The sequence below is a fragment of the Pseudanabaena biceps PCC 7429 genome, from assembly GCF_000332215.1.
In the GTDB taxonomy this organism is placed as follows: Bacteria; Cyanobacteriota; Cyanobacteriia; order Pseudanabaenales; family Pseudanabaenaceae; genus Pseudanabaena; species Pseudanabaena biceps.
In genome coordinates this window covers 1-19001 of sequence record NZ_ALWB01000071.1, presented here as the reverse complement: position 1 = coordinate 19001, position 19001 = coordinate 1, and the positions used below count along the sequence as shown (strand labels likewise).

Genomic DNA, 19001 nt, shown 5'->3' with positions numbered 1-19001 from the left:
TGAGTCTGTTTACTGATTTCTTTGTCAAAAACACCGAAAGTCTCAAGTTTGTTCGCTAGTTTTATCTGGCAAAGCCTAAAGCCTCTGATTGTCTCTAATACCAATTCCCAAAATGGCAACGCCATTTTGGGAATCTCAAAACCTTACTGGGTTTGTTGTTTAATTCACTGAAGTGAGACAACACAGCTCAGGTCACTGCCACTCAGGTCATATTGGTATTTGATATGCTAGATTGTATAGATATCTGACTAGGAGCGCCGTTATGACAATTTCGGGTAATCGCAGTCTAAATTCGAGTATAGAACTCCTTGACGAGGACTTTGAGCCAATGCCAGAGGGCGATAAACAACGGCGTAATTTGAGCTATACCACTGAAGCATTGAGGCTCTGGTTCGAGAAACAGCAGAATGTTTATGTGTCTGGAAATCTATTTATCCGTTATCGGGAAGAGAAGGTCGAGAAAAGAATTGCGCCTGATACGTTTGTAGTCTTTGGCATGAGCAATGAAGACCGCGTTAGTTATAAGATCTATGAAGAGGGAGGAAAAGTTCCTGATTTTGTGTTGGAAATTACTTCTAAGGGAACGGTGACGAAAGACCGCGAACAGAATCCCTTAATTTATCGGGATTTGGGAGTTAAGGAGTATTTTCAATATGACCCGACTGGTGAATATTTAAAACCAACATCATTGCAGGGGGTACGTTTGGAGAATGGTGAGTATGTAGCGATCGCTGCTTCAGTTTTAGCTGATGGCACTTTGTCGTTACATAGTGAAGTGTTAGGTTTAGATTTACATTTGTATCCAGAGCTTGGTTTTCGATTCTTTGACCCAATTTCTAATCAGGTTTTGCGCTCTTATGCTGAGGCGGAACATGATCGCTTGATTGCTGAGTTGGAGCGTTCCTATGAGCAACAGGCTCGGCGCGAGGCGGAGGTAGCTCAACAACAGGCTGAGGCGATCGCGGAGCAAGAGCGTAGTGAAAAACTCCAAGAACGTCTGGCTAAACAAGAAGCCGAGACGATCGCTCTCCAAGAGCGTAATAAAAACGAAAAACTTGCTGCATACCTTAGATCTCTGGGGATTAATCCTGATGAAATTTAAGTGAGTCACCCCAATATGCTCTATAAACAAGCGATCGCAAATAATAAGTTTCAACCTTAAGCGATCGCCTTTATAATCAAAAAAAACAACAAGCGATCTCTCCTAAATCTAAAAAACATCAATCGCCTACTCATTGATAGAAAGCGATCTCCTTTATAATCAAAAAAAACAAGCGATCTCTCCTAAATCTAAAAAGACATCGATCGCCTACTCATTGCTAGAAAGCGATCGCTATCAAACAAAAAACTCCTGATCGCCTAAAACATTACCTCAAAATCTCTGATAGCTCTCACACCAAAAAGCGATCGCATATGACGCACACTCATTTGAGAATAACTTTGTCCAAGTCTGTCTTAAGAGACCGCCATTAAAAAAATGACAAATGATAACTACTCAGTCAACAACACGAATGTTTATCTTCGCGCCATCTGGTAAATCCTTGATTTGTTGAGCAATATCAGCTCGAATTTTCATGCCTTGAACTGAATCCACTGAATATAAGTTGTCAACTACAAAATCTCCCCCAACAACAAAAGGGATTTTGGGTAACAATCTTTTATCTATTGGAAGATTACCATTCTTTTTCTGCCATTCATGCGCCAAAGGAAAACCTGTCAATACATTATAATCTGAGAGAATAGCTTTAGCCCACTGCTCAATATTATTCGCTACAAATTCTTTCGTTCCAGTTTCAGGATCAAATGAATAAATTTTGTCCTCAAAAATACAGAACTGTCCTCCAAAAATATCTTCAGCAAAAAACAAACAATTTTTAACTAAAGTTCCGTAATTGTTTCTCCATAAATTGTCAGAATTCCAAGTTTCAAGAGTCATTATTAAACTAGAATTTTCGGCGGGAAAAACATGAAGCGCTGATTCAAAAGCTAGAAATCCATTTTTCTTGGATAGCAAGTTATAAAGATCGTCCGCAAGAGAACTGGCAAAATCTAATAGAGTTTGACTCAGATAAGGAAGTTCTTCACCTAAAGGATGACTGCCAATTGACACAAGTTTTTCAGTATGAATATTCATTGAATGTTTCCTATGGGTCTACCACAATTCTAACTTTTGTACCGTCTGGAAGATCTTTAATTTGATGCCCAATAGTTGATCCTGCTCCTCTATTATCACTTGGATTGATAGGACGCACACTTGAGCCTGAACCTCCTTCTTGAAAAACTGCTGGAGGATATTCATCTCTGTCTTTACCAGACACAGTATCAATTCCTCTTAAAGAATCCTTACGGTTTTTAGACGCTCCACTTCGATCTATAGTTAATTCTTCGGGATAACCAGATGCTTGAGCATCTCTTACATGTTGGGCAGATTCAGGATATTTGTTACTATCAATTATAACATCTTTGACAGAAAGAAAAATATGAGGTAAAAGAAGACCGCCTAAGTCTTTACCAAAATTAATATCATTCGGGCTAAAACCACCATTGGTAGAAGGAAAAGTTTCAATCAAGTCGCGCCAACTTTCGTTGGAGTCACGACCCTTATTCGTATTGATAGAATTAGGATCGAAATCATCATTAGGATTGAAATCACCATCGGGAAGAGGATAACCATAAGCTAAGTCACGCAAAACAGAATCGATATCTTTACCAAAATTAATATCATTTGGGTCAAAACCACCTTGCTTTTCTGTAAAGCTTGACGGAAGAGTGCCATCAGCAGCAGAATCAGGTACGAGAAGTTGTACAACAAATGCGCCAGCAACAATTATGACGAAATGTGTAGCTTCAAAAGCAGCACCTCTTAAAGCAGCTTGTACAATAAAGCTAGCAACATTTACAGAAGCATAAGCAATACTACTGAGAATTCCAATGATTGCCGTCGATTCAGTAGCACCTAATGCATCGTAACCCGAAGGGTCAGTAAAGTTAATCGGATTATTATTCGCATAAGCATAAGGATTCTTAGAAATGGGACTACTCATCCGCCCACCAAAAGCATCCTTCGAGATGAATCTACCTAAATCCGAATCATAATATCTCGCCCTGAGATAATCTAACCCAGTGCCATCTCTCTGCTCACCCGCAAACTGGAACGAATTACTCGAATTACCAGCACTGGCAATCAACTTGCCATAGGCATCATAGACATAGCGATCCGTTACTTGACCCGAAGCATCAGTCAACAACCTCGTCGAACCCAAACCATCAGAATGATAGAACCGAGTATTACCACCACCCTCAGACTTGATTAGCCCCAACCCAAACGTATACTTATTCAGAATCTGACCATTAACATCAGACTCTTGCAGCACCTTCGCATTACCCCTCGAATCAAGCAGATAATTCTTTCTGACTCCATCGGTAATACTCGCCACGCGATTTCCATTCGCATCATAAATATAATTCGATTGGGAAGTAACTCCATTATTAGTCGAAGTTACGCCCACTAAGCGATTTTCACCATCATTAATCCAATCATAAACAACCGTATTCGTACCATCATATTTAGTCAGAGTCGAACCATTATTGTCATAGGTAAAATTGGTGACCTTGTTGCCATTAGTCGTATTTTTGAGACGATTGTTAGCATCATAGATATAGGTAGTGACACCACTAGCAGGATCGGAATCATTCCGCTTCAAGCGATTTCCCACAGAGTCATACTCATAAGCGATCGTTCGATTACCCAAAATCGGATCAGTCATAGACTCTGATTGCAACTGATTCAACACATCATAGGCATAGTTGACAGTGCGACCATTATTCTCAACCACCTTAGTTCTATTACCCACACCATCCAACGTATAGGCATAACTAGAAAGTACTGCCCCCGAAGAGTCGCGAGTTACCATTCCCGTCAATCGGTTAGCAGCATCATAGGTATCAGCTTCAGTCGTACCATCCGCCAACACCGTACCAATCAGATTTCCTGCGGCATCATAGCTATACTTGGCTAACTGAATACCTGAAGTCACCGTATCAAGGCGATTTAGTTTATCGTAAGCGTAATTAACCGTATTTGCCGCAGTTGTCAAAGTTTTGAGATTACCCAACACATCATAGCTATAGCCAACCGTCTGACCATCAGGACTCGCAACCAAATTCACACGGTCATAACTATCAAAACTATATGTAGTCACACCCCTTCCATCCGTCACCGTCTTGATTTGCGAAGTCACAGGATCGTAGGTATAACCCACCGTCGCCACACGTGGATCGGAGAAGGATTTATTAGCCAATCGGCCATAGAGATCATAGGCATAGGTAATCACATTGCCATTGAAATCCGTCGTCTTCGCCACCTGACCGAAATTATTGAAAATCGTCGTTGAACGCTGACCCAAAGCTAGATTTGTTGCCACTTTGCGATTAAACGCATCATACTCATAGGTGGTTTTATTGCCATTGGCATCCTCAAACAACGTCTGTCTACCTAAATTGTCATAGCCGTAAATAGTAGTCGCTTGATTCGCCAACTTCACCGCAGTCAATTCACCGAGATTATTGTAGGCATATTCAGTAGTATGCAGATTCGCATCCTTAATCGCGATCGCCTGTCCGAATTGGTCATAGGTCGTTTCGGTTCTATTGCCATTGCCATCAATCACCGCTGTCCGTCGATTGTACTGGTCATATTCATACTGGGTTTCATGACCCAAAGCATCAGTCACCTTAACCAGACTGCCGCGACTGTTATAGGTAAACTGAGTGCGTTGATTGAGCGCATCAATCATTGCCGAGACTTTGCCAAAGGCATCGTATTCATAGGACGTAGTTTGTCCCAGTTGATTAGTTTCTGACTTGACACGACCTAAAGCGTCATAGACCACATTAGATGTAGTGCCATCAAAGTAAGTATTCACACTAGAGCGACCTTGAGCATCCAGTCCTATCTGGGTTGTACGATTCTTCGCATCAGTGACAGAAGTAACCTGACCGCCCGTGTTGTAGGTATAGGTGGTGTCATTACCAATCGGATTACCAAAGAAATCACGCTCTTGAGAGATCCTTCCTAACGCATCGTAGGTATATTCAGTGCGATTGCCAAAAATATCGATTGTTGCCTTAATCCGACCTGATGCGGTGTACTCGATATGCTCTCTCGGATTGTCGCTATTGTCGTTTGGCGTAAGGTCAGCAAAGATGGTATCGGTCAATTGCCCTAATGCGTCATATTCATAGTGAGTTTTCAATCCCGTTGCCGATGTTTTGGAGATAACCCTTCCCACGGCATCATATTCAGTCAGCAATACTGGATTATCCGCAGCATTATTCGGCGTGTTGTCTGGCAGGATGACCTTTATTTGTTGTCCCTTTTCGTCATAGAAATACTCAGTGCGATTACCTCTTATGTCTATGGTCGCTGTGACATTGACATTGGCATCATATTCAGTACGGCTGACATTCCCCTGTGGATCGGTAATCGATGTCACCCTTCCTGCCTTGTCATAGGTATAGCTGATATTGAGCGTCTGATTTTCGGTCGGGAAAACCATGGATAGGTTGGTGACTTTGCCATTCAGGTCATAGGTCGCATTGGTTTTGTTCCCGCGACTATCTGTAAAACCAATCGCATTGCCATAGCGATCGTATTCAAAGGTGGAAACTTCGCCATCGGGTGCGGTTTGACTGATTAAGCGTCCCAAGCTGTCATAGCTAAAAGTAGTCGTTTGTCCATCGGTATTGGTTCTCGATATTAGGTTTCCGCGATCATCGTAACTTGAAGATACGGCTAATCCTGTGGGCGAGATAACGTTCAGGATTTCGCTATATCGGTTGTATTGCATCCGCGTTGTATTGCCATCACCATCGGTCAGAGTTAATGGATTTCCATTACTGTCATAGGTATAGGTTGTGGTGACTCCATCAGCATCTACTTTCTTCAGTAAGTTGTTCTGATCATCATAGGTTCTCGAAACCACACCACCATTAGCATCCACCTCCGAGACAACATTGCCCCTTTGGTCATAAACATAGGTCGTAGGATTACCCAAAGCATCCGTCACCGTCTGCGTCGAATTAGTCGGGTCATAAGCCAATTGTACAGGCTTACCCAAAGCATCCACCAACTTCACCAGACGACCCTGCGCGTCATACTCATTCTTCACCCCAGACCGACCAAGGGGATCGACCACTTCTGTCAAGAAATGGTCGCGGGTGGGCTGAGCATACTTAAACTGGGTCGTATTATTCTCCCTGTCCGATACCCCAATCAAATCACCCTTAGCATCATACTGATACTTCACCACCTGACCGAGAGGATCAGTTACTGAAGTAATCCGACCACTAGCATCCCTCTGGAATGTTACCGCTTTTCCTGTATCGCTGGTAATTCCCGCATCCGTAAACGTGAGCGTATTCCCATTCGGATTCGTAACCGTATTCAAATCACCTGTCGTGCCATCAATCTCATACACAATCCCCTCCTTCGTGGTGAGAATATACTTATTCCCAAAATAACCATCCGCAGGATTGTAAGCCACCCCACTACCAAGGGAATAGTACTTACCATCGATGTAACTTAACTTAGTATCGACAACGGTCAAGGTACTAGTGGAGCCTTTCTCCGATGTAAAGGCAGGATGATAAATAGACGCATCATAGCCATCGATCGCAGGGAAATAGCTAGAAATTGGATCGCGGGTGGGCTTAAAGGTAAAGGTTTCGCGCTTGCCCCCTGGCAAAGTGATAAATACCTTCGTACCATCCTTAAACGCCTGTGTTCTCAAACCTGTCTGTTCATAAACCTCATCCTTTGCCAAACTCGTGCGGAGATCCGTATCCCGAAACTCCAATCTCCATCCATAGCCAAAATCATCGCTGACCTTAGCATTGAGTGAGTCATAGGTGCGGGTTACATTAATCGGAATACCTGAAATCGGAATCGATAAATCCGTAAACGACAGCGTGAAGTTACCCAGTTTTAATCCACCACTGACCACATTCACCTGTTCTTCCACCGAACTCGATAGCCCAGTCGTATCTGTTGCGGTCAAACGAATCCGATAACTATCATCAGCGAAGATACTGGGGTCAAACTTACCGAGTACGCCACCAGCATTGACTTCACTGTTACCCGTGATGATTGTCGTCCAGTCATCCGTACCAACAGCCGCAATATCCACCACATAGGATTGCAGATTATCATCGGGGTCATCAACTAGTCCTTTAATATCGCTGAGACTAGAAATCGCATCCTCGATCCCAAATAATTGGAAGCTCACCTCTGGCGCATGGGCTTCAGCATTGGGGTCAAACACGGGAATCGATACCGTCGTATCCTGCCCCACATTGCCCGCAACATCGATCGCTTTAGCCACGATTTGGATATTCCCCACCTTGTTCAATACAACGGTGGCGATACCATAGTTGTCCAAGGGAACCGCTTGTCCATCCACAAGTAGCTGTAGGTCGGAGACTTTCACATCATCGGTAGCTTGGACTTGGAAGGTAATGGCACTACCTTTAGCAGCGGGAATAGAACCCGCATAGGTTAACTTTACACTCGGGGCAGTACTATCGGCTTGGACATTGATTGTAAAGTTCTGCGAGATCACACCCCCTGACTCATCGGTAATGCTGATGGTGATCGGATGAGCGCCAATTTGATTAACAGAAGGAGTCCAACGCAATCGACCTAGCTCATCAATGCTAATTCCTAAGTTCTTAGATGCATCATCAAGGCTATATTTCAAGCTACCACCATCGGGGTCACTGACCCGTAGGTCATAGACATAGGGAATATTGGGAACGGCTGTTGGTGGATTATCAGAGATAATGACGGGTAATTGATTGGCTCTTGCGGTGAGGGTAAATCCTTGCGCCGCTCCTAAGCCCCCTTCATCGACGACTCCGATGACGACTTTGTAGTTTCCTGCACTCAGGTTATTCCCTGTCAATAGTCCTGTCTGGCGATCGATCGCTAGTCCTGTAGCTCCGCCATTGCTTATCAGTTGATATTCGAGTTTGTCTCCCGCATCGGGGTCGCTAGCGGTGACTTGATAGCGGTAGGAACTATTGGTATCGGCTTGGAATTGTGGCGTAGAGGTAATACTGGGAGCATGGTTGATGGGATTAGCGATCACCTCTAGTTGATAGCTCTGGCTGCTAAAGCCGCCTTGACTATCAGTGGCTTGGACTTCCACGTTGTAACTGCCCACGATGTTTCCCGTCCAAGAGATCTTCCCTGTATTTGCATCGATCGCCATGCCATTAGGACTACTCTTCAGGCTATAGATGACGGGGTTATTCTCTGGGTCGCGGGCGAGTACTTCATAGCTATAGGCTTGTCCCTGTCCAATGCGAGTAATCGGTGTCGATACGATCTGTGGTGGTTTATTGCTAGCAGCACTAGAAGGTTGATTGCTGACATTGAGAGTAAATCCTTGGGTTGCGCGCGCGCCGCTACTATCGGTTACGCCTATTTCAATGTTGTAGGTTCCCAATGTAGGACTATCCCATGTGACTAGTCCTGTGGTGGGGTTAATTGTTATCCCTGTCGCCCCACCTCCATTAATTAATCCATAGCTCAAGCTATCTCCCGCATCGACATCGGTCGCTACGACTTGATAGCGGTAGGGTTTTGTCGTATCGATTTGAGTGATCGGAGTGGAGGTGATGCTGGGGGTGTGATTGATCGCATTGAGGTTGGGCGCGGCAACTATTTCCAGTTGGTAGGTTTGGGTATTGAATATCCCTTTACTATCGGTGGCTTGGACTTGGATTTTGTAGCTGCCAATATTGCTATAGCTGGGTGTCCATGAGATCTTGCCTGTCTCGCTATCGATGCTCATCCCTGTGGGATAGCTAATCAGACTATAGCGAATGGCATCGTTTTCGGCATCCGTCGCCACAACGTTATAGACATAGGGTTGTCCCTGTCCTGCTTTGGTGATTGGGGTCGATAGGATGTTGGGAGCGGTGTTAATCGCATTGACCTTGAGCGTATATTCTTGAACGCTATAGGCTCCATAGTTATCGCTGACGCGAATGGCGATCGCCTGTTCACCGATTTGATTGACGGTTGGTTGCCATCTTAGTCGACCCGTGGTGGCATCAATTACCATTCCCGTTGGGGCTTTGTCTAGACTCCACAATAGGCGATCGCCATTCGGGTCACTGCCACTCAGGTCATATTGGTATTCGCGGTCTATGGTCGTGACGAGATTGGGGGCAGAACTGATGGTCGGTGCTTTATTTTCTAATTGACTGCCGACTCTGATTTGGAAGGTTTGAATGCTGCTTGCACCCTGTGTGTCGGTGACTTTGACCGATACATTGTTGTCTCCAAATTGGCTACTACTAGGCAGCCAGCTCAGGATATTGTCCTTGATCGTCATTCCCGCAGGAGCCGTGACTAAGCTATAGGTTAGAGCATCCCCATCGGCATCGGTCGCCAATATTTCGTAGCTATAGCTGTTGCCATATCTAGCGCTATTGCGTGGGTTAGAGCTGATCGTCGGTGCGCGATTGGGCACTGCATTGATAACTGAGAGCTTACCTGTTTGCAAGCTTTCACCACCCTTGCCATCAGTTACTTTAATCGTGAAGTTGTTATCACCGACTTGATTGCTCGTCGGTTGCCATGTTAACAGCCCAGTGCTGGCGTTTATAGTGGCTCCAGAGGGCGCAGTCACCAAAGAGAAAGTTACAGTATCGTTATTCGGATCGAGCGCATTAACTTGGTACTGGAAGGCTTTATTCGCCTGTGGTGTAGTGCTGGGGAATATTGAGGTGAATACAGGTGCTTGGTTATCCGCTAGCAACTCTACTTTGATATATTGCAGAGCCTGTCCGCCTTTGCCATCTTGTGCGCGCAGCAGTACGTTAAATACGGGAGTCTTGGCGATCGCCGCCGCACGACTCGGACCAACGCGCTGGCGATCGGCTTCCAGTTGCGCGTAGTAGTCAGCGATCTGAGTTTTAGTCGGATTCCAGATTACCGTTCCAGTTTCATTATCCACCGTCATGCCTTTGGGGGCTAGTACCAGACTATAGGTCACGGAGTCTGCGTCAGGGTCAATTGCCTTGGCTTTGTAGGTCAGTAACTGTCCTGCTTTAAGTTGAGTTAATTCAGGAGGAATAGTCGTAAACTGCGGTGCAGTATTAACAGGTGTTGCGATTTTGGTAACCCCAAATAAATGGCTGAAGGTTTCACCCGCTGTCGTCACTACATCTGTCGCAAAACCCGTATCAGGAGTACTCAGGCTGTAACCATTGGGAGTCAGAATCCTGACGGTATAGTTTCCTGGAGTCAGATGATCGAATGTGTAGTAGTAAGGTGTTTGACCAACACTATTTGGAGCATTGCCTCGTTTCGTCAGTTGGGTGGGTTCGCCCGCTTCATACTGCCCATCATTATTCAAATCTAAGTAAACGCTGACATTTTCTTTAAATGGCTCTAGAGCGTATCTCTCATCAAAGCCAGTAAAAATATTAGATAGTTCATTGATATCTATCAGCTTAATTGCATCGGGATCGATTGCTTTGAGAGTATTGGTAGTTGCCGCTTCCCCAATACCAAATGCTGTCACATTTCCACCCCGTGACTTAATATTCGCTACGATCGTGTTAATTTCCGTTGGATTTAAATTACTGAAATAACCATCGGACATGAAGATCAAATTGGGTGTACCAGGCAGTACATTAACCAAGGTGTCAATCTGTTCGATGACATTATTAAGTGTGCTCCCGCCATCAGGAATATGGTATAGGGGTAGGGCTAATACTTCAGAGATATTAGAAGTTCCATTACCATTACTATCAGCCAGCGCCGTCGTATATTCCTGCAATCCAGCCATGACCAAGTCCATGTCTTGGATTGTTGCGCCAGTTGTAAAAGGTAGGAATCCAATTTTGAGTTTACTACCCTGTCCTTGAGCAATTATGGAACTGATCAAAGATTTTATAGCGGCTACTTCTGCATCTAGAACTGTTTTAACATCCTTAAACTTGCCAGTACCTAGAAATGGAGCGGCAGTACTACCCGATACATCGATCGCTAGCACCACAGAAGGATTATCTCCCTTGATTAATTTACTATCCAGTAAACCATTACCATTAAGATCGTCAAATACCGCACCTTGAATTTTGCCTAAGTTGCCATAAACATCTACTGTGAAAGTCTGGGTGTCTTTTCCACCTCTGCCATCAGACACTTCCACTGTGAAATTAGCCTTGCTACCAGGTACGACCGAAGCAGAAGGGAACCAGAGTAGTTCGCCAGTGTCACGGTTGATGACTGCGCCAATGGGTGAGTTAATTAATCGGTAAACTAAAGAGTCGCTATCAGGATCGAGAGATTTAACTTGATAGCGATATCCATCTTCCGCAAGGCTATACTTTGTATCGGGAATACTAGTAATAACTGGATTTGCATTATTGGGGTCGGCAAACAGCTTAATGTCATAATTTTGGGTGGCTGTGCCGCCTTTACCATCTTTGGCTTGTAATTCCACCGCTACAGTTGCAAGGGAGCCATCGTCATTTTTTGCCCCAGATATACCAGAGCCAGGAACAATCACATCCCTGCGATTACTAATATCAGTGGCAACTACGCGGAATTTGTAATCGACAGGATTGGTGGCATAGGCTCCTGCGACATACAGATAATATTCTCCAGCCTTGTCGATTTTTACTTCAAAATCATTGCGTAATTCGTTGCTGGCAATGACATTATTACCAGCCCCATAGAGTGTCCAGCGATATTCATAGGGATAGTACCAATTAGTATTGAAGGACAAATTATCAAAGTAAAGGATCTTATTTGCCTCAGCCGTAATTTTGTAGAAAGTTCCTTTCTCTCCATTGTCTAAAGAGCCTGTAATGGGGAGGTTGTATTCAACCTCTTGAGCAGTACTAGCATCTAGCAATTGGAAGGAATAACTACGTTGTAATGAACCGCTGTAGGTGTTAGCCTGTCCCGATATTGCTAAATGGTATAGTCCCTCTTGGGTGAGCGTATATGGGGCTGAATCTGATGAGTTAACTCCCAGACTCATAACTACTCGCCCACTGGGGTCATACAGATAGGCATTGACTCCATCTCCATACATGCCATTAAACAGTACCTTAGTGCCGACAGAGTTTTGAAAGGTATAGATTTTAGTTTCTTTATTATTTAGGGTTCCTGTTACTGTATCGTTTAAGGCAAGATAGTTAAGTGTTGGGGAACCGAAACTATTCGGCATCTCTAATAGGTTGTACCTAAAATTTGAAGCAGCATATGGATAGGCACTATAAGCCTGCAACCTATAGGTACCTGTTTGAGAAAGAGTCAAGACTTGATCTGAGACCGCAGATTGGTTGTCTTGAGCGACGGTTCCATCTGGATTAATCAACCTAAACCGAGAATAGTAGTAGCTATAGTAATCATAGCCGCCATAGTAGTAGTTATTATAGCTATTAGAAGAATCATAGGCTTGAGCGTCAAAGAATATCTGCGTACCTGCTTTACCCGTAAATTCATAATCGACTGTTGCCCCTGCATTATTAATGCTTACGGTCTGGACAACACCGATTCCTGAATTGGCTACCGCCGCAGGAGTGATGTCGGTAACTTGGAAACTGTATTCGCCTCCGCTACTACCATTAATAACTAAACTATATATTCCCGTGGAAGCTAGAGCTACTTTAAAGTCTGGGGATGCGGAACTGGGAGTAGCTATAGCTATCCCCGAAGGGTCATAGATGACCCAACTAGCACCTACCAAATTTGGTGCGGTAAGGTCAAAACTAAGTACTTGTCCCTGCTTACCATTTAGTTTGTATAGGTTGGCGCTATTAGCTGCGATGGTTCCTGAGATTGATGTGGCAAGACTAATTTCAGAGGCAATGGCGCGATCGCTGAGACTAAAGCTATAGTTCCCAATTGCTCCGCCATCACCATCTATTACTAGTCGATATTTACCAGTCTCTGCTAAGGTTTCAGGCAGCCATTCCCCTTCACTTAAAAGGCTATCTTTCAATAGAATGTCTGTGGGGCTATATAGTCTTGCTCTGACATTCGGAGGAGCCGTGATTGAATCAAAAAATAATCTCTGTCCGAGGTTACCTGTGAAACTATAGGTGTCGGTTTCGCCTTTACGAGCTAGAGAGGTGCTAATAACATTCCCTAACGTGTAATTAGCGATCGAACTATTTGGCGTAATCAGGCGTATTGTATAGTCACGATTGCTAGCGCCTCGACCCTGCACTTCAAGGGTATATTCTCCTGTTTGCGAGAGTACTATTTCCCCAGGAGTTGACAAGTTACCATAGGTTACACTTGTACCATTTGGTGCATAGATGCCCCAAAAATTAGAAGTATCGCCTGCTATCGTATCGATATATAGGGTTTGTCCTTGAGTCCCTGTGAAACGATAGAGATTGGACTGTTTGCCATTAGCATCGCTAAGACTACCCGTGATATCAGTATTAGTCTGTACTAATACAGCTTGAGATGTAGCAAAGGATGAAGCGTTGGCATATTCCAATAAACGCAGACTGTAATTCCCCAGAGAAACATTGCCATAATAATCGTAGCTCGAACCATCTATGGTGAGGGTATAGATTCCATTCTCATCAAGAACTTCATTAGCATAATTACTTTGGGTGTCCAATCTACTAAAGATTGTCTTGCCTGTTGGCGAAGTGAGGGTGGCATAAATATTGGCGGTAGTAGATAGACCATCAAAGAATAATCTCTGCCCTGGTTTTCCTTCAAAAGTGTAGAAGTCTTTTTCTCCCTTTTCACTAATGCTGCCCGAAATTGTATCGCCTACTTTATAGGCAGTACTAATCAAATCTGGAGTTACTATTTTAAATTGATAGGGAACTGTATTCGAGCCTTGAGGTACTCCTTGGATAGCGATCGTGTACTCACCAGCATCTAACCAAAATTCTTGACTGCGATTCAATTCTGACGAAGCGACGCGAGTTTTACCATCGGGAGAATAGATAATCCAATTACCACTACCTCCTTGGGCATCAAAATAAACATACTTCCGCTCACTGATATTTAGTCGATATTGAGTTGTTCCCAATCCGTTGTTATCAGGTAGGCCTGAAACAACTGTATCTAATGTCGTTTCTGGAGCTAAGACTTTATCTAGCAGTCGGAATTTATAGTTGCCTAATTGAGGTACAACGTAGTCATACTGAGAAGCATAGTAGCGATAATAATCGTGATCTGAAGCATCTATAACAACTGTATAGGTTCCATTCATCTGCAAGATGAGTCCAGTGGAATTATTGACCAAGTTGCTATACGATCCACTGCCATCATAAGGGTTGTAATCATAACGACCATCTTGGAAGAAGACTCTTCGACCATTAGGGTCATAAATTGCCACAAAACTATAATCACTACCCAGAGCATCATAAAATAACTGATGTCCTGCAACACCTGTAAAAGTGAAGCTACGCTTCACACCTTTTTCGGAGATATTGCCACTGACAACTGCACCAAGGTCTATCGATTCTGTAGGTAGAATGATCGGTTCGCTAATATGTAGTTTATAGTTGGGGTCATTACCATTCCCCTGCATGACAATTAAGTACTCTCCTGCCCCGAGATTAAATTCGCGATCATGTCCGTCATTTAATCCTAACGATGTAATCTCCTGTCCGTTAGGGCTATATAAATGGAATACACCATTTCCTTGCATCCCATCAAAGTAGAGAAACTTAGTTTCAGTCAGGGTCAGTTTATAGGCTTTTGATCCCAAAGCTCCGTTGTCAAATGTTCCAGTGATATCATTACCAACATTAACCACTGTGGCATTGTCTTTATCTAATAGACGGAACTTGTAATCACCTAGGTAAGGATAGACATAGCTATAGTCATAGTAATAGTGGGAAGAGCTATCAATTACAATTTGATAAACTCCATCCATCTGCAAAATCAATTCTTGGCTTGATGTAGCATCATATTGAGGATTCTGATTAAATACCACTCTACCTGTGGGATCGTAAATCACCAAATTATTGCCGAAGTTTCCACCTAAACCATCAAAGTAAATTTGCTTACCTGCTTTCCCATTAAAGCTATAGTAACGTTTCGCCCCTTTATCGGTGATACTGTCGCTAATTACAGTATCAAAATCTATGGGAACGTTTAAGTAAGCTGGTGGTTGCGAAATTCTGAGCTGGTAGTTGCTGGCTGAACCTCTACCTTGCATGACGATTAGGTATTCTCCCACGCCCAGAGTTAATTCGCGATCATATCCGTCATTCAGATTGAGGTTTGTAATCTCATAACCGTTGGAATTATAAATCCGAAAAGTGCCGTCGCCCTGTAATCCATCGAAATAGAGCGCTTTAGTTTCGGTAAGCGAGAGTTTGTATAATTTGGAACCCAAAGCTCCATTATCAAAAGTACCTGTAATATAGTCACCAACATTCACCGCAGTGGCATCAGCTTTATCTAATAAGCGGAATTTGTAATTGCCCGTATGGGTTGTATATGGTGAGGTAGTGGGGTAAGAAGTTTCGTATAAATCATAGTAGCTATAGTAGTCTGAGCCGCCAATTTGCAGGGTATAAGTCCCATTCATTTGCAGGATTAGCCCGTCTTGAAGATTACGATCGCTAGTATTATTAGCGCGATCGACAATCCTTCTACCTGTGGGATCGTAGACTGTGACATAGAGATAATTATCTCCACCTAAGGCATCATAGAATAACTGCTGACCCGCCTTACCTGTGAATGTATAGGAGTCATACTGACCCTTAGTAGAAATGTTGCCAGAGATATCTGTACCAATAGCTAAGGGAGTCGTAGTCGTGCTAGGTGCTAATAGATTGAGTTGATAGCTATTATTCGCCGCCCCATTTCCTGCAATAACTAGCGTATATTCTCCTGTCTGATTGAGGAAAAATTCCTTATACTTACTTAACCGACCCGAAGCAACGGTATCGCCTTTCGGAGAATAGATAAACCAATAGGTATTACTATCACCAGATGGGTCGATCGCTAATAACTGATTGGCATTAGCCGTAAATCGATAGAATTTAGCTTCTCTTCCATCCGCGCCAAACGTGCCTGAGAGATTACTACCTAGGGTTACAGGGGTAGCAATTGTTGAGCTATTACCATAGGGCACCAAGTTAAAGCTATAGTTGCCTGCATATCCTCCAGATGCGTCGATGATGAGTTGATAAGTTCCCGTTTCACCAATAAAAATTTCACCGCGATCGCTCGTTAAATTTCCTTGCTTAACTAATGTTCTACCTTTGGGATCGATGATGCTATATTGTAAAGCCGAATTAGAAGTAAGACTGTCAAAATATAATCCCTGTCCTGCAGTTGCATCAAAGGAATAGACTTTTTTCGTGTCTCCAGTAGAAACTGAATTTAGTAGTTGAATCTCTTGAATACATAGATAGCTTTGCCCTATGGATGATTGCGCTGTAAGCGACCACTTATAGTATCTATAACTATCCGTCTCTCCCAAAGCATAGCTTCTCTTTTCTCCAGTACCCCAGATAGGTTGTCCTGATTTACTGTCTAATGTCGTAAAATTAATTCCATCATTACTGCCAGCAAACACCCACTGCCGAGGACTTTGATTATATTCCCCATCTGCTCGCGAAACAAAAGAATATCCAGAAATCGATGTAGATGTTCCTAAATCAATTTGGATAAATGGATTGGGTTCACCATTTGTATGCCACATAGCATAACCATTTGAGTTGTTTGTCCTACCATCAAAGGCAAAATATGCTGGGAAATATTCGCTCGAAGCCGTAACTTTATAAGGAGAGGCAACATTAGATGTAAGGATTGGTGAGACCACTGAGCCAGCTATAGTTCCGCTCACCGTAGTATTGAGCGAGTAAGGAATTGGTGTAGAAGGTGTTGGAACTAAATTAAACCTATAGCTACCGCCATCTTTTGTGGCTGAGTCAATAATTAGCTTGTAAGTTCCAGTTTCACTAGCAAAAATTTCCTTACTAGATTCTATCTCCTTAGCATTACTAATTAATAATTTTCCATTTGGATCGATAATACTGTACTTTAAGTTGCTTCCAAGAGAAAGACCATCAAATTTGAAGCTTTGTCCTGAAGTCGCATCAAAGGAATAAATTTTCTTGCTATCAACAATTGAATTTAGTAGCTGAATTTCTTGAATAGAGATAATATTTTGACCTATTGCGCCCTCAGTCGTATATGTCCATCTGTAATATCTATAATTGTCAGCAGTTGCGAGTGCGTATTCTCTCTTTTCGCCAACGCCCCAAACGGGTTGTCCCGACCTACTGTCTAGGGATGTAAAGGTCGTACCATCATTACTGCCAGAAAGTACCCACCAACGAGGGCTTTGGTTATATTCTCCATCCGCTCGCGAAACAAAAGAATACCCAGAGACTGTAGTAGGAGTTCCCAGATCGATTTGAATGAATGGATTTGGTTCTCCATTAGTAGCCCAGAAGCTAGAACCATTCAAGCTCCCATCAAAGGCTCGATAAGCAGGGTAATATCCATAATACTCACTTGAAGCAGTAACTGTATAAGGAACAGGTGAGTTGTTAGAGTTTAAGATTGGTGAGACAATTGATGAGGCTATAGTTCCACTAATCGTAGTGTTTGGTATATAAGGAATGGGCGTGGGATCGTTAGAAGAAGCAAGGTACGATGAATTAATTTGAAGCTTATAAGTATTGTCAGCAGAGCTGTTCCCGATCGCAACCAGCCAGTACTCCCCCTTTGTCAAGTTAACATCGGCACTATTAGGGAAATTTTGGCGGGCAACAACTTGACCATCACCACCATAGATAATCCAATAGTTGGGACTTTGACCATTTTGGATATCAACATGAATTGTCTGAGTAGTACTAACGTTGAAGCGGTAGCCATTACTCGCCACCCCACCGTTATCGAAAGTGCCTTGAATGATATCGCCGATACTGATTAATGGGGAAGAGCTATCACTCAAAATGCGGAACTTATAGTTGCCAGTTACTTCGCCATTTCCATCAATGGTAATGGTATAAGTACCGTTCTTAGTCAACAGCAAACTTGTATTGTTAGTATCAGGTCCTGCATCGGAGATATTACCTGTACTGTATATATTCCGTCCAAATGGATCGGTAATATAGAAAGATAAATTTGGAGAGCTGCCAAGTGCATCGAGAAATAGTTTATCGCCTGCAATGCCTGTAAAGGTATAGTAATCCTGCTCGCCTTTAGTACTAATTGAACCTGTAACAACCCCATTCAAAGCTAAAGGAGTAGCTAGCAGATCTGGAGTAATAATTTTTAGCTTGTAATCGGTATCAGTATTACCAGTGCCTTGAGCCACCAGCCAATATTCACCAGTTCCAAGCCATAGTTCTTGATCTGCATTAGTATAATTCCCTGTAACCCTCTGCCCACTGGCATTATAAATATTCCAGTAGCCATCACCTAGCTGACCATCAACATATATATAAGTGCGTTCGGCTAGATTAAACCGATAACCCACACTACCGCGATCGCTATTGTCAAAAGTCCCCGTAATATCTGTATTCAGAGCCACTAGGGGAGAATCAGCCATATTTAGCAAACGGAAACCATAAGTACCCGTTGTCTCTCCACTACCATCTATACTAATTAGATAAGTTCCATCACTAGTCAGTCTTAACCCTGCGGAGTCATTTGGATTCCCATCTCCTTGGCTAATTTGAAAACCAGTATATCGACCGTTAGGATCGTAGAGAGTAGCGTAAATACCCGAACTGCTTCCCAAATCGTCAAAGAAGAGAACTTGTCCAGCCTTACCCTCAAAACGATAGTAATCCTGTTCTCCCTTTTCAGCGATCGAGCCGATGATGTCTGTATTGAGGGCGTTGCACAAATGAGAGATGAATGAGTAAATAAAAGATAACGAGTTTTAGCAATGAAAAACAATGAAATGTCCAAAGTGTGGTTCAACACATATTACGTAAAAAATGGGAAACGAGGAGAACAAAACAAAATC

At 43.2% G+C, this 19001-nt stretch carries 3 protein-coding genes; 1 reads left to right on the top strand and 2 read right to left on the bottom strand.

Going from position 1 to position 19001, the window contains the following annotated elements:
* Positions 1-262: 262 nt before the first annotated feature.
* Entirely contained in the window at positions 263-1102 is an 840-nt protein-coding gene (locus PSE7429_RS09945; RefSeq protein WP_009627029.1) for a Uma2 family endonuclease, read from the top strand.
* Positions 1103-1495: 393 nt separating this feature from the next.
* On the opposite strand, the gene PSE7429_RS09940 is transcribed toward PSE7429_RS09945, so the two are convergent.
* Positions 1496-2134 (bottom strand): SMI1/KNR4 family protein, encoded by a 639-nt coding sequence (locus PSE7429_RS09940; protein WP_009627028.1) that lies wholly within the window; start codon positions 2132-2134, stop codon positions 1496-1498.
* A 10-nt stretch (positions 2135-2144) separates the two neighbouring features.
* On the bottom strand, positions 2145-18878 hold the full coding sequence (locus tag PSE7429_RS09935; protein ID WP_009627027.1) for a putative Ig domain-containing protein: 16734 nt from the start codon (positions 18876-18878) through the stop codon (positions 2145-2147).
* Between the last annotated feature and the right edge of the window lie 123 nt (positions 18879-19001).